The following is an 11,669-nucleotide window of genomic DNA, read 5'->3' on the forward strand; positions in this document are numbered from 1 at the left end:
ATAGAATATAAATTCTATTATAAATATTTGTTTCCTTTTTATTGAGAGAATAAAGGGTAAAAAAGTACCCGTAGGTGATCAAATAGGACTGAGGAAGGAAATGTCTGAAGGTGTAAGTGTAGCGTTATTCGCCATTTTTGTGGGCACTCGTCATGTTTAGTCCAGAGTTCGTAGCGCATGCCACACGTGTAATGAGCTAAAAGAATATAAGATACAGTAAACGGCTAAGTATAGGGGATATACAAGCGAATTATAAGCAAAGGTGGAAAAAAGAATGAAAGAGTTCAACATGTCACCTAGTGATTGGAAAGTGATTCACCCAGCAAATGCCGCGAACATGGACCAAACCTTTGAAATTGAAGTGAGAGGCAAGTATGAATACCGTGTCTTTAACTTGTTAGGGACGGGTGTGGGCCATAAGGATGTGCCTGTGAAAGCGGTGGGATCTGGATTGGGGCAAGTTTTATATAGGTAAACTTAGTAGACTTGAAATTATGGTTATTCAGGAGCTACGGTTTAAATCTAACTATTGATATTAATTTTACATAAATGATAGTAAAGGAAAGGCTTTAACATCTATGTTGAAGTCTTTCCTTTTTTATAAAACATAAAATTTATATCTTTATTTAATATTCAACCATGGTGTGAAATGAAAATAATTACATTTATGCAGAACAAATAAATGTAATTATCAAATTAGAGCCATACTAAAAAAACGTTATCATAATTTGTGAAGGAGAAAATTTAAATGAAAAAAAGACCTGTAAAATTAGTCACCACCTTAGTTATAGTAATGATATCTTTCTTTTTAGGTTCACCTATATTTGCTGAAAAAATAGAATTCCCAGATCCTCCACCGTACAACTTTAAATTTACTGACTCAGAAGCTAAAGAAAAATCATCTAGTGGAGACTACTTTAGGGAAATACGACACAAGTATCAAGTTCTAAATGAAAAATTATATTTAGGAAAAATAGATGAAGATGAGTTAGCTAAGTTAATTAAATCAGAAATTACCTCTCTCATACCGAATAGAGAATATGAAATAGCACTACAGCTAAGTGAGCAAAAGGCCAGATTGGGAAAATAAACAAAAGATAGCCCCTATTCTATTAAGGATAGGGGCTTTTACATTTAAAGTTTGTGGTTAAGGATATAAAAATTCACCATAAACTATCCCCTTTCTCACAATGTTGCAGTACAAAGCAGAGAGAAAAGGGAAACACTACATCGTAGCGGATCGCTATTTCCCTTCAAGTAAACAGTGCAGTCAATGCGGACACCTCCACGATAACCTTTCGCTCTCTAATCGTGTGTATGTGTGCCAAAATGACACGTGTTGCACAAAAATCGATCGAGATTATAATGCCGGATTAAATCTTAAACACTATGGAATTCGTGTTTTGAAGGAACAAGGTATGGCATTATAATTTGTCTCGATTTTTTCTAGCGGTCGGAACGCCGCGAAGGAAAGGCATCGGACACGACCGTTTAGGCGTGGATGAAGATGCAATAAAAGAAAAGGTCTTACGATCTTGGAAGCCCCCACTTCAAGCAACCCGTAAGGGTGCTAAGTGGCGGGTAGTTCACATCAAGATATTCTTAACATTGAAGTCGATAAAGATCCTGAGCAAGGAGCGACTTTAGGAGAAGAACTCATACAAGTAATGAATGATTCAGGTATGAAGCCTTACTTTGAGGAAGAATCGGTTCCTAATACTGAAATTGAATATAATGCTAGTTCCAGTAAACCTGCTTATGATGAAAACAGAGCTAAATTACGTAAGGGGAATTTTATTAAGGGGATTTTAGATATAGATGAAGGTATGACAAGTTATCAAATGACTAAAATTGCAGTTGAATATGGTAACAAAGCTAAAAAAATTGCTAAAGAAGCATATCCTAAAGACAGCAATACAGAAGACGCTTATAGACATTTTTCTTGGAATCACATCTCAACGAGAAGTATGGGCTCTAAAACTACTACTAAGGCGACTAAAAATCATGAATGGGGACTTCTATTATTAGAACCTGCTAGCAATTACTACCGTAATGAGTATAATGGTTATAGAAAAAAAGGATATAGTGATCAAAATGCTGCAACGAAAGCTTATGGAAAAACAATAACTTGGCTTCCTACTGCTAAAGATGGGTATAAAAAGTTATGTAAATCAAATTATAAATTTTTTAAACTATTTATGAAAAATGGAAATATTATGGATTTCAATAATAACTATTACGGAGTAAACTTTGCTAGTAAATATTCTAGTTATGCCACGGCTTTTTCTAAAGCAAAAGCCGCCAAAGTGTTACTTTTGGTTGAGAATGCAGCAGCAGACAGAAACTTTAAAAGTGTATGGATAAATAACCGTTATTAATTAGAACAATAATACTTATTATGATATATAGAGGATGGGGAAATATGTTTTATAAGATTTGGATAGCTCTTTCTTTAGTTATTACTGGTGTTTTGAGTTTTATATTTCATCCTAGATCCGGTACTGATGATATAATGCCTTTATTTTTTGATACGGCTACTTTGTTCATATTTGTACCTTCTATCTTTGCATTTATGAGCTCTATAGTTTCATTAATTCAAAGTATATTTTCAAGGACATTAATACAATTTGTAATTATTATTCCGCTATTTGTTATTAGCTTAATTCCAATATCTTTATCGTTAATATCTTTATTTAATGTTGTATTGGGATTAGTACTAATTTTAGCAGGTCTATGTGTAGGGTCAATGCATTACGGTGTAACTGTAGTTATAAAGAATAGAAAAACATATAATTATTAATATCTTAAACTAGGTTTTAAAAAGAGGCGACTATGACGGGGATGGTTTAAAAGGAGATAAAGATGATCATGAAATTCTACACCAACTCCCTACTTTTCCTAAATAAAAGCAGCGCACTTACAATTAGGTGCGCTGCTTGCTATTTTTAGAAATAAGTATACCCAAAGTCATAGCTATAATCTAATACGTTACCTTTAGAAATTTCAATAGTCGACCAAGTATGACTAGGGAATTTTAGTTTGAAATCCTCAAACATCTGATAAGAAGCCCCTAATTTTGGAGCTAGTACGCTTTTAATATAAATTGGATCATCTGGGTTACGATTCGTCTTAGCAGAGGATACAACAAGTAAATACTTTCCGACAGGTACATTGCTAATTTCATAATGACCAAACCCGCTTACTTTACCATAATAAAGATTTGAATTCTTTGGCGCAGAACCAATCAGTATATAAGTATCTAAATCACTTTTTTTAACTGTTTTTGGGTTAAAGTTCACTGGGATTAGATATACATCAGCTCCAACATCAGGCTTGGTTCCAATATAGCGGTTATATTGCCACGTAATATCTCCTTTAACCGTTCCATAACCGACAGGTGGTTTGGGTATGGAAGTGGTAGGCTTTTGAGCAGGAAGTGTTACGTACTTTATGGCAGATGACTTTTTTACATATTGATTTCCACTTAATTTATAAAGTCCTCCATAATTTTTATCATAAGCATATACACCAAATTCATTCCCTTTTATTAAATTCTTAGATACTGTCAACTTTTTTTTGCTACTTATCGTGTATGAAACAGTATTTTTCAGAATTTGAACTTTTCCTATCATTCCAGTTTTAATTTCAATTTTCCCCCACTTTGTAGAGGCTGATACATTAAACGATCCTAACACTAACAACATAGCAGTTAGAACAAAAATTAAAATCTTTTTGGGCATGTCTATTTCTCCTTTTATATGTTTTTAACATCTATAATTAAATCACATATATAGACTAAAAGAACTGTTTATTTTCTCTATTTTACCAAAAAAATTTTGGAGTAGATGCTGGTAAGAGAGTATCTCCCGGTATGCGTATCCGTAATAAAGCTAAAAGACCAAAGGAAGGAACAGAATACAGGGCATTTTTGTCGGTATCATGAGAGAAACAAGCGGAAATTCTGAATCACATGTTTTAGGTATGTCGGCTTGGAGAGAAGAAAAAACTGGAAGAATTTCGATCTAGCATAAGTAGTTTGCAAGAGATGACGTCGAGTGGAAGCCCCGCTTATCAACTCTCTTTTGATGCAAAAGCGTATCAAAATAGCGATGCCTATAAAGCGCAAAAAGAGATTGATCAAATGGCTTCTGGTTACGTTCAAGATAAAAAGGAACAAAAGCAACGAATTAGCGATCAAAAAGCCGCCATCAAAGCTGAAAAACAGCGGAAAATACAAGCAAACAAACCGTGGTATGAAAAGGCGGGCGATTTAGCGGGCAGTAGATGGAGTAGATCCTGTTACCAATACAAAGCTTTCGGCCATGAAACGAACCGCATCTGGAGCGATGGCAGCCGCTGGGTTTATCCCGTTCGTAGGCTGGGCGGGACGAGCGATAAAGGGAGGCAATGTTGCCTATAAAGCGACTAAAGGAATTCATGTAGCCCAGCATTCATTGGCTCTTTATCAAACTCCGAAATCATTTAAAGCCCTACAGGAGACAGAAAAAGGCATCTAAGGCCTTTTATTGTCCAATGGAATGTAGGAGAATATCGGATGGATAAAGATGTACTGGAGAACAAGCTGGGGGATGAAGAATGACAAGACAACTTATTTTAATTAACAACTGGTCTGTTAGAAGTGGGGATTACCGTAAAGGGTGCAGCAGGCATTGCAGATGATCTTAATCAAGCAGCGGATATGGCTCGTTCGTTAAAACAGAAAGGTCAGTATAAGGTTAACGAGCTCTTGTTTAACAACGCAGGATTAGCTCCTCAACGAGCGCTTGTCTTTGCGGAACAAGGAAGAAGTATTAATACCCTAAGTAATCAATACCGAGAAGATGTTTCCGCTGAGCTCTACCACTCTACGATGATGTTAATGTCTAGAAGCAACGGATCTCAAAGACCTATTACAGGCCATACGGTAGAACATGTTTTCCATGGTCAGATCAATAAAAGGGGAGAGGCGGTAGGGTATCATCATGAAAGTATGATGGGTGGCGGAGAAATTTTATATATGACAGCACCTCCAAATAGTAGAGGAATCTATCAAGCAAAAATTGCTGTAAATGGTGAAGAAAAAAGTGCCCAATCAACTTTTTTTCCAAAGGATTGGAATCGAGTTCAGGTTCTGAATGCCATCAATGAAGCGTATGAAAGTAGGCGGATGATTAGGACTAGAAGGGGGAAAGTTTTTTATCAAGGCACCACGTCCGAGGGTCTAAAAATTAGAATGTATTTAGATTTAGATGGTAAAATAAGCACTGCTTTTCCAATAAGAGAACGTGGAGGAAGATAACAATGAAATATAAAGTTGAAATTTATGAGGATGACGATCTAGGAAGTCTTATGATTGATGTGCCAGACGAAATTGATTTAGTGGTTGATTTAGTGTTATCTGACATACAAGAAGACGTTTCAGGACTATGGCTCGATGCAGTTAATGACGTTCTTTCTAAGAAATCCTCCTACGAAGAAGTTTCAGGAAATGTTTGTATTATAAGAGTGGAAGAAAATATTACAAAGATTGTATTTAAATTTGCTGAAGAAGGTGAGGAAGATCATTGTTTCATCGAAACAGAAGAACTGAAAAAGATCTTCCTGCTCTGGGACGAAGCCATTGAAAAGAAGTATGGGGAAAGTGACTAATATCGTTAAAATGGAACAAGTTTAACGTACAGATGATAGATTTATAGTAATGCTGGAGGATGTTCGCATGATAGTATGCGAACATCCTTTTTTATAGGTCTGCTTTAGATTTTGCATGGTCATAGCACGACCGGGAGAATAAATTCAAAATAATAAGAAGGTTAATTTCAAAGTTTTTTGGTTATACTAGATAGTTTTGTGTATAAACAAATGCAAATATGGACAGACTAAAAATAACAAGAAAATCATCACAGAATTTCAAAAAAAGACGTGGAAGGTCCTTAATTTATGCTTTTTAATACCATTTTTAAAAATCAAAAAAGCCTTCTAACGTTGTCGTTAAAGGCTTTTTTGATGATCGATCATAATACAGCAATGGCTTTAATGGAACTATGACTTATCACTTTATGAGAAATTTGGGGCTTGAATCATAATACAGCAATGGCTTTAATGGAACTATGACATACAAATGGAGGACACAAAAATTAGATTTATCATAATACAGCAATGGCTTTAATGGAACTATGACAGGAGTAGGCGTAGGACTCATCGTAGGTGGGATCATAATACAGCAATGGCTTTAATGGAACTATGACACAAAGTAAAAATAGTCTCCATTCATTACGATCATAATACAGCAATGGCTTCATCAAAAAAAGATTTTCTTTTGTACACTATGATGTTTCAAAATCTGTATGCCTACTGGTTTTTCTTATTAGTATACGCCTGTTCAAACAACGCCTCCTTCATACTTTCAACGACTTCCTCATATTCTTCCTTCGATTCAATCGGCTGCACGGCCACTAACTGGTCGTTTTCTTCAATTGCTTCTACAATCGCTAGTTCACGCATTTCTTCGTTTTCAACGGTTTCTAAGGCAAGAAACTGTTTATCTTTTACAGAGATTTTCACTTGTAAGTAGCAATCTATTTTCTTTCCAGGACGCTTTGGATCTTCGAGCGTAATGATTTGTTTAGAGGAAAAGAGCGGTTTTGCATGATCTTGTTCTTTTCTTATGCGGAATTCGTCTAAATCAACAACATGATGAATGGATGATGATTCCATTAAAAGCATCTCCTTCATATGAATGATTTTTACTGGCCATTTTGATGGTTGGTATCCAAAATATGGTTTGTTGGTTTTTATATTACCATCTCGCTAGAAAACGAAACAAATAAAACGTTTTCGTAGATGACAAGTAGTTGGGAAATGGAATTGAACACCAAATAATCTTTTAATGATGTATGTATGTATGTATGTATGTATGTATGACTATGATCTTCAAATATAAATCATCCATCTTTTTCAATAGAAAAGAGAACCTCCATCTACATATGAGAGGTTCTCTATCAAATGAATCGAAATTAACGGTAATTTCGACGGCGCTTATGATGACAGTTTTTGCCCTTGCATTCATCAGGTACACCAGGATCAATCACTTCATTGAACGTTTCTTCTTCGTAAACGTGACGAGGTACATATTGAATATGCTCACGATTAATTCGTTTAATCGGATGAACATAAATGACTTCTTCTTTGCGATACGTATCACAGTAAATATACTCTGGATCACAATAAACCACTTTAGGCTTATGGCAATTTCGTTTGTCCATACTGGATCACCACCTTACTCTAGTAAATGTCATGAAGAGATAGTTGGTGATAGACTTCTTCATTAATTCTAAACATTTTCTACTTTTTGCTATGCAAATTCCTGTGGAAAATAGTAGCTTATCATATACGGCCATTATATATTTTACGCTGATGAACTATTTTTGTCCGCTACCCGCTATTTTGTTTCAAAAAGTGTAATAAAAACGTCTACTATTATGGAAGGACCTTGCATAAAATGAAAATAGACGAAAAGCGGTATCCGTTCTTCGTCTACTTCCTTTGCTAATGGTTATTGTGGGTGTAAAAGTCTCAAGTACGAAAAAATGGAACGTCACCACCTCATTTTTTTGTGCGCACCACAGCCTTCGTAGAAGAATGCGTTAGTACTGTCCCTATCGGTAACTAGCTCTTGCATTCTATGCGAGGGCTAGTGGTGTTTGGTGCGATCGTAGTGGGAGAACTCAAAAAGGGAACAGAAATTGTTTCCTTTTGGCATGTAGCTACATTTTGAAAAACATATGTAAACAGACAGCAGGTCACATGCTGTCTGGTAAAAAGGTGCATATGGTTAAGTAAAATCGACAGGGGTTAGGCGATTAGGCGGTTAGGCATAGTGTAGTGTATGTAAAAATGAAAAAAACGTTATTAAAAGATGTGTTAAATAGATCCTCATCCTCAAAGGAAACACTTTTCATTTTTAGACATATGCTGAAGGTATCCTTTAAAAAGGTGGAGGTGAGTGATATGGGAGCACATGGTTGTGAGGAAGGATACGGTGGATACGGATTTGGAAGTGGTTTTGCGTTACTAATCGTTCTTTTCATTCTTTTGGTTATTATTGGTAGTTCTTGCTTTGGCGGCGGTTATGGTGCAGGCTGTGGTTTAGGATATGGTCATGGGGGGTGGTAAACGATCACTCTTCGAAACGAATACGATCATTGCAACATCTCTTATAAAAAAGTTAGCATGACGCTAGCTTTTTTAATTTGTTTTCCTACTTAGAGTATCAATTAGATCATACATAAAAAGAAGGCAACAAAGGCATACCTTCTTTTTATGGCTGCTTATGCGATGAAGGAAGAAATTTATTTTTGTAGCATCTTACTATATGTAGTGGATTAGAATAGGTGCCTACTGAATTGACGAAAGAAAGGGGAGAAAAAAGAATAACGAAAAGAAGGTGCATACGACCTTCTTTTCGTTATATAGCCATGTCGAAATGGTTTTCTTGCATATTCCATCGTTGGGTTGAGGAATATAGGGCCTCTCTTATTTTTAACAAGCTCGTACGATTTATACATTAGAATATTAATATTGGTACAGGCTTTACACATACTTGAGAGGCATCCGAATAGGTAAATACGGAAAGAAGACTGTGGCATGACGACTACTTTTTCAAAAGTCTCTATAGATAGCTGGAGGATTCCTACAGTTTAAAAGTTAATTCTACAATTGTTCCTACATGTAGTTTACTTTTAATGATCAGATCTCCGTTGTATTTCTCCACGATCCTTTTGGCAATTGATAATCCCAGCCCATGACCGCCTTTTTTACTATTTCTCGATTTGTCTACTCGATAAAAACGATTGATTACAAGAGGGATTTCTTCGTTTGGTATACCGATTCCCCAATCCTGTACAGAAATCTTGATTGTATTCATTTCTTTACTTAAAGAGATCATTACTTCTTTCAATTGACGAGAATACTTAATGGCATTGTCAATAAAGATAACTAACAATTGCTCGAGCTGATCTTCATCGATATGAACCAATGAATCGTCATGTAGACCCTGCGTTTTTAAATTGAAATCTGGATGGAGTATTTGAATTTTTTCTACCACTCGTTTAATCACTACCTTTGGATCAGTAAGGGGAGAGGCATTGGTGGTATTCTCTTTGCTCTCTAAGCGTGTTAATTCCAGCAAATTCTTTGTTAAATGAATTAATCGGTCTACTTCCTTCAAAGAAGAACTCAGGGATTTCTCTAATACTTCTCGATCGTCTTTCCCCCAGCGATTTAGCATAGAGAGATTTCCTTTTAATGCTGCAAGAGGAGTACGTAATTCATGAGAAGCATCTTCGACAAATTGCTTTTGTTTGTTAAATGATTCTTCCAATTCATCCATTAACTGATTAAAATGAATAGCCAACTCAGAAATTTCATCACGGTTTTCGCTCACTATGACGCGCTCTGTGAGACCGTATGTTTTAACGCGCGTTAACGTCATTGAGATCTCCTGCAAGGGCTTTAATAATTTACTGGATAAGAATAACGCTCCCCCAATACTTACAACTATTGCCCCTAATAACGTCATCAGCATGACAATTCCGAACTGATCTAAAAGACTGTCGAATGGTTTAAGATTGCGAACGATTTTAATACTGCCATGGAAGTGATGTGTTGAAATGGGTTCTTCAATGAGTAAAAGTTGATCATCTCCAAAATGTTCGGTCATGACTCCGCTGTGTGATATCGACTTTTGCGTTTTCCAACCATCTACCGTAGAGCTACTACCTATGATGGGTTTTTTATTTTGATCAAAGATAGTAATCGTTTCAGATTCTTCCTTCGTACTCTGTAAAAATTCTTTACTAGATTTCAATAGGTCTGAATAAGATTGTGCATGATTTTCTGTTTGATAATACTGCTGAAGTTTGTCCATCTTGACTTGGATAGCAACTTCTTCATGATGGGTCATCCAAGTACTTATGACAACGTACTGTAATAAGTTATATCCTAGAAATAACCCCATAATAAGCGTAGAAGACCATAAGACCAATTTCCATTTTATTTTTAGATTCTGAAGGCGTAACATTATCGCATCACGTATCCTACTCCGCGAATGGTGTCTATATAATTTTCGCTTTCAAGATTGATTTTTGAACGTAGATGCCGAACGTAGACATCCACTACATTGGTCTCTCCGTAATAATCATACCCCCAAATTCGATCCATAATGATTTCTCTTGTTAATACACGGTTAATATTTTGGAGAAAGAATAGGAGAAGATCATATTCACGCTTTGTCAGTTCTATATTTTCATTGGACTTCTTTACCGTTCTAGAGATAGTATCCAACTCAATATCTTTGAAGGAAATCTTGTGATCAAACTGGTTTTCAGTTTTTTCTTTGCGTCGAAACACGACTCGCATTCTGGCAAAAAGCTCTTCGATAGAGAATGGTTTTGGAATGTAGTCTTCTGCTCCATTATCAAGACCCATGACACGGTCCATAACGCTATCACGGGCCGTAAGCATAATGATAGGAGTGTCTTTAACGGAGGTTACTCTTCGACAAACTTCTACTCCGCTGAGTTCTGGAAGCATTAGATCTAATAAGATCAAATCATAATCACGTTCCAATGCTTTCTCGAGGCCTAGTCTCCCGCTATGAGCCACTTCGACTTCGTATCCCTCGTGTTTTAATTCAAGTTCTAGAAACTCTGTAATGCTTTCTTCGTCTTCAATGATTAAAATTTTCTTCATTGTCGGTACTCCTTGCCAACAAAAATGTTAGAGACATTATTTTTATGAAAGGTGATGAACCAAAAACGCCCACTTCACGAGATCCAAAAGGATGGCAGGGGGGTGCTAAGTCAATCATTTACTTTTTTATTTGCCTTTATTCGTTTAAAGATGACCCACAGTATAAGAATAATAATGGCTATGGCAATGAAATAAGTAAAGGGTTTAATGAATGCCTGAGCTGTTTCCCAATTTTGTCCAAGCTTCATGCCTAGATAAACCAATGTAATGTTCCATGGAATACATCCTAATAAAGTAAATAAGGTAAATTTAGTTGCGTTCATGGTCGCCATGCCTGCGGGCAATGATATAAACGTTCTAATTACGGGTAAAATTCTTCCCCAGAAAACGGCTGCGCTTCCATACTTAGAAAACCATTCTTCAGCTTTTTCTACATGTTTCTGATTTAGAAGAACATATTTTCCATACGTCTTAATAAAGGATCGTCCTCCCGTTCGTCCTACCCAGTAGATGATCACAGATCCAACTAGATTTCCTAGGATGCCAGCAAGAGCAACACTCCAAAAAGATAAGTGTCCGTTACTTACTAAAAAACCACCAAAAAGCATAATCACTTCACTAGGCAATGGAATACAAGCACTTTCGAGCAGCATTCCAAGAAAAATTCCCCATATTCCTAAATAGGATATACCGTGCGTCACGGAGTGATCCAATGAATTCATAAGCTGATGTAACATAGTGTCCTCCTTTTTATCTTCTGTCCTTTTTCGTCATCTTTTTTTGGTCCATGTAAGCTGATACTAAACAGTGGATGCAATATGACGATTTAATACAAAATTGAATGAGGCTGGGACAAAACCCCTCCTCTGAGATGAAAAAAGCGGTGATAGTTTACGAGAAGTAAACTATCACCGCTTTTG

At 36.1% G+C, this 11,669-nt stretch carries 15 protein-coding genes; 9 read left to right on the forward strand and 6 right to left on the reverse strand.

Annotated features, from left to right (window positions below; genetic code table 11):
• The first annotated feature begins 274 nt into the window (after positions 1-274).
• From AMD01_RS20885 to AMD01_RS20900, 5 genes are all read left to right on the forward strand, one after another.
• The gene (locus AMD01_RS20885) at positions 275-475 is read left to right on the forward strand and encodes a hypothetical protein (protein ID WP_053403404.1); all 201 of its coding nucleotides are present in this window, start codon (positions 275-277) and stop codon (positions 473-475) included.
• 273 nt (positions 476-748) lie between these two features.
• A complete protein-coding gene (locus AMD01_RS20890; RefSeq protein ID WP_053403405.1) occupies positions 749-1,090 on the forward strand; it encodes a hypothetical protein in 342 nt (113 codons plus the stop codon).
• Positions 1,091-1,190: 100 nt separating this feature from the next.
• A complete protein-coding gene (locus AMD01_RS23750; RefSeq protein ID WP_083446651.1) occupies positions 1,191-1,430 on the forward strand; it encodes a zinc ribbon domain-containing protein in 240 nt (79 codons plus the stop codon).
• A 144-nt stretch (positions 1,431-1,574) separates the two neighbouring features.
• Complete coding sequence (locus AMD01_RS20895; protein ID WP_053403406.1) at positions 1,575-2,378, forward strand: hypothetical protein; 804 nt, start codon at positions 1,575-1,577, stop codon at positions 2,376-2,378.
• Between the two features lie 44 nt (positions 2,379-2,422).
• Complete coding sequence (locus tag AMD01_RS20900) at positions 2,423-2,800, forward strand: hypothetical protein (protein WP_053403407.1); 378 nt, start codon at positions 2,423-2,425, stop codon at positions 2,798-2,800.
• Positions 2,801-2,945: 145 nt separating this feature from the next.
• On the opposite strand, the gene AMD01_RS20905 is transcribed toward AMD01_RS20900, so the two are convergent.
• Positions 2,946-3,740, reverse strand: coding sequence for a hypothetical protein (locus tag AMD01_RS20905; RefSeq protein ID WP_053403408.1), 795 nt, complete (start codon positions 3,738-3,740; stop codon positions 2,946-2,948).
• 582 nt (positions 3,741-4,322) lie between these two features.
• Between AMD01_RS20905 and AMD01_RS25130 the strand changes: the two genes are divergently transcribed.
• The 3 genes from AMD01_RS25130 to AMD01_RS20920 all read left to right on the forward strand — a co-directional run bounded on the left by AMD01_RS25130 (position 4,323) and on the right by AMD01_RS20920 (position 5,649).
• The gene (locus AMD01_RS25130; RefSeq protein WP_083446653.1) at positions 4,323-4,517 is read left to right on the forward strand and encodes a hypothetical protein; all 195 of its coding nucleotides are present in this window, start codon (positions 4,323-4,325) and stop codon (positions 4,515-4,517) included.
• A 122-nt stretch (positions 4,518-4,639) separates the two neighbouring features.
• On the forward strand, positions 4,640-5,299 hold the full coding sequence (locus tag AMD01_RS24310; protein WP_053403410.1) for an EndoU domain-containing protein: 660 nt from the start codon (positions 4,640-4,642) through the stop codon (positions 5,297-5,299).
• A gap of 2 nt (positions 5,300-5,301) precedes the next feature.
• Positions 5,302-5,649 carry a hypothetical protein gene (locus AMD01_RS20920; protein ID WP_053403411.1) on the forward strand — a complete coding sequence of 116 codons (348 nt, stop codon included), beginning with the start codon at positions 5,302-5,304 and terminating at the stop codon, positions 5,647-5,649.
• Positions 5,650-6,348: 699 nt separating this feature from the next.
• On the opposite strand, the gene AMD01_RS20925 is transcribed toward AMD01_RS20920, so the two are convergent.
• Together AMD01_RS20925 and AMD01_RS20930 are read right to left on the reverse strand one after the other, a co-directional pair.
• Positions 6,349-6,714: a DUF1292 domain-containing protein gene (locus tag AMD01_RS20925; protein ID WP_053403412.1), complete on the reverse strand. Its 366-nt coding sequence runs from the start codon at positions 6,712-6,714 to the stop codon at positions 6,349-6,351.
• Between the two features lie 299 nt (positions 6,715-7,013).
• Complete coding sequence (locus tag AMD01_RS20930; protein WP_053403413.1) at positions 7,014-7,262, reverse strand: hypothetical protein; 249 nt, start codon at positions 7,260-7,262, stop codon at positions 7,014-7,016.
• 745 nt (positions 7,263-8,007) lie between these two features.
• On the opposite strand from AMD01_RS20930, the gene AMD01_RS20935 reads away from it, so the two are divergent.
• Positions 8,008-8,172, forward strand: coding sequence for a YjcZ family sporulation protein (locus AMD01_RS20935; protein WP_053403417.1), 165 nt, complete (start codon positions 8,008-8,010; stop codon positions 8,170-8,172).
• Positions 8,173-8,689: 517 nt separating this feature from the next.
• Here AMD01_RS20935 and AMD01_RS20940 read toward each other — a convergent pair.
• From AMD01_RS20940 to AMD01_RS20950, 3 genes are all read right to left on the reverse strand, one after another.
• The gene (locus tag AMD01_RS20940; protein WP_169775996.1) at positions 8,690-10,015 is read right to left on the reverse strand and encodes a HAMP domain-containing sensor histidine kinase; all 1,326 of its coding nucleotides are present in this window, start codon (positions 10,013-10,015) and stop codon (positions 8,690-8,692) included.
• 62 nt (positions 10,016-10,077) lie between these two features.
• Entirely contained in the window at positions 10,078-10,749 is a 672-nt protein-coding gene (locus AMD01_RS20945; RefSeq protein WP_053403415.1) for a response regulator transcription factor, read from the reverse strand.
• A gap of 110 nt (positions 10,750-10,859) precedes the next feature.
• Positions 10,860-11,486, reverse strand: coding sequence for a DedA family protein (locus AMD01_RS20950; protein ID WP_053403416.1), 627 nt, complete (start codon positions 11,484-11,486; stop codon positions 10,860-10,862).
• Positions 11,487-11,669 lie beyond the last annotated feature (183 nt).

Origin of the sequence: Priestia koreensis (assembly GCF_001274935.1) — a bacterium.
Classification (GTDB): Bacteria; Bacillota; Bacilli; order Bacillales; family Bacillaceae_H; genus Bacillus_AG; species Bacillus_AG koreensis.

Excerpts from the sequence above, each read along its gene's own strand:
- AMD01_RS20885 (WP_053403404.1), top strand. The coding sequence starts at position 275 with ATGAAAGAGTTCAACATGTCACCTAGTGATTGGAAAGTGATTCACCCA.
- AMD01_RS20890 (WP_053403405.1), top strand. The coding sequence starts at position 749 with ATGAAAAAAAGACCTGTAAAATTAGTCACCACCTTAGTTATAGTAATG.
- AMD01_RS23750 (WP_083446651.1), top strand. The coding sequence starts at position 1,191 with ATGTTGCAGTACAAAGCAGAGAGAAAAGGGAAACACTACATCGTAGCG.
- AMD01_RS20900 (WP_053403407.1), top strand. The coding sequence starts at position 2,423 with ATGTTTTATAAGATTTGGATAGCTCTTTCTTTAGTTATTACTGGTGTT.
- AMD01_RS20905 (WP_053403408.1), bottom strand. The coding sequence starts at position 3,740 with ATGCCCAAAAAGATTTTAATTTTTGTTCTAACTGCTATGTTGTTAGTG.
- AMD01_RS25130 (WP_083446653.1), top strand. The coding sequence starts at position 4,323 with ATGAAACGAACCGCATCTGGAGCGATGGCAGCCGCTGGGTTTATCCCG.
- AMD01_RS20920 (WP_053403411.1), top strand. The coding sequence starts at position 5,302 with ATGAAATATAAAGTTGAAATTTATGAGGATGACGATCTAGGAAGTCTT.
- AMD01_RS20925 (WP_053403412.1), bottom strand. The coding sequence starts at position 6,714 with ATGGAATCATCATCCATTCATCATGTTGTTGATTTAGACGAATTCCGC.
- AMD01_RS20930 (WP_053403413.1), bottom strand. The coding sequence starts at position 7,262 with ATGGACAAACGAAATTGCCATAAGCCTAAAGTGGTTTATTGTGATCCA.
- AMD01_RS20935 (WP_053403417.1), top strand. The coding sequence starts at position 8,008 with ATGGGAGCACATGGTTGTGAGGAAGGATACGGTGGATACGGATTTGGA.
- AMD01_RS20940 (WP_169775996.1), bottom strand. The coding sequence starts at position 10,015 with ATGGGGTTATTTCTAGGATATAACTTATTACAGTACGTTGTCATAAGT.
- AMD01_RS20945 (WP_053403415.1), bottom strand. The coding sequence starts at position 10,749 with ATGAAGAAAATTTTAATCATTGAAGACGAAGAAAGCATTACAGAGTTT.
- AMD01_RS20950 (WP_053403416.1), bottom strand. The coding sequence starts at position 11,486 with ATGTTACATCAGCTTATGAATTCATTGGATCACTCCGTGACGCACGGT.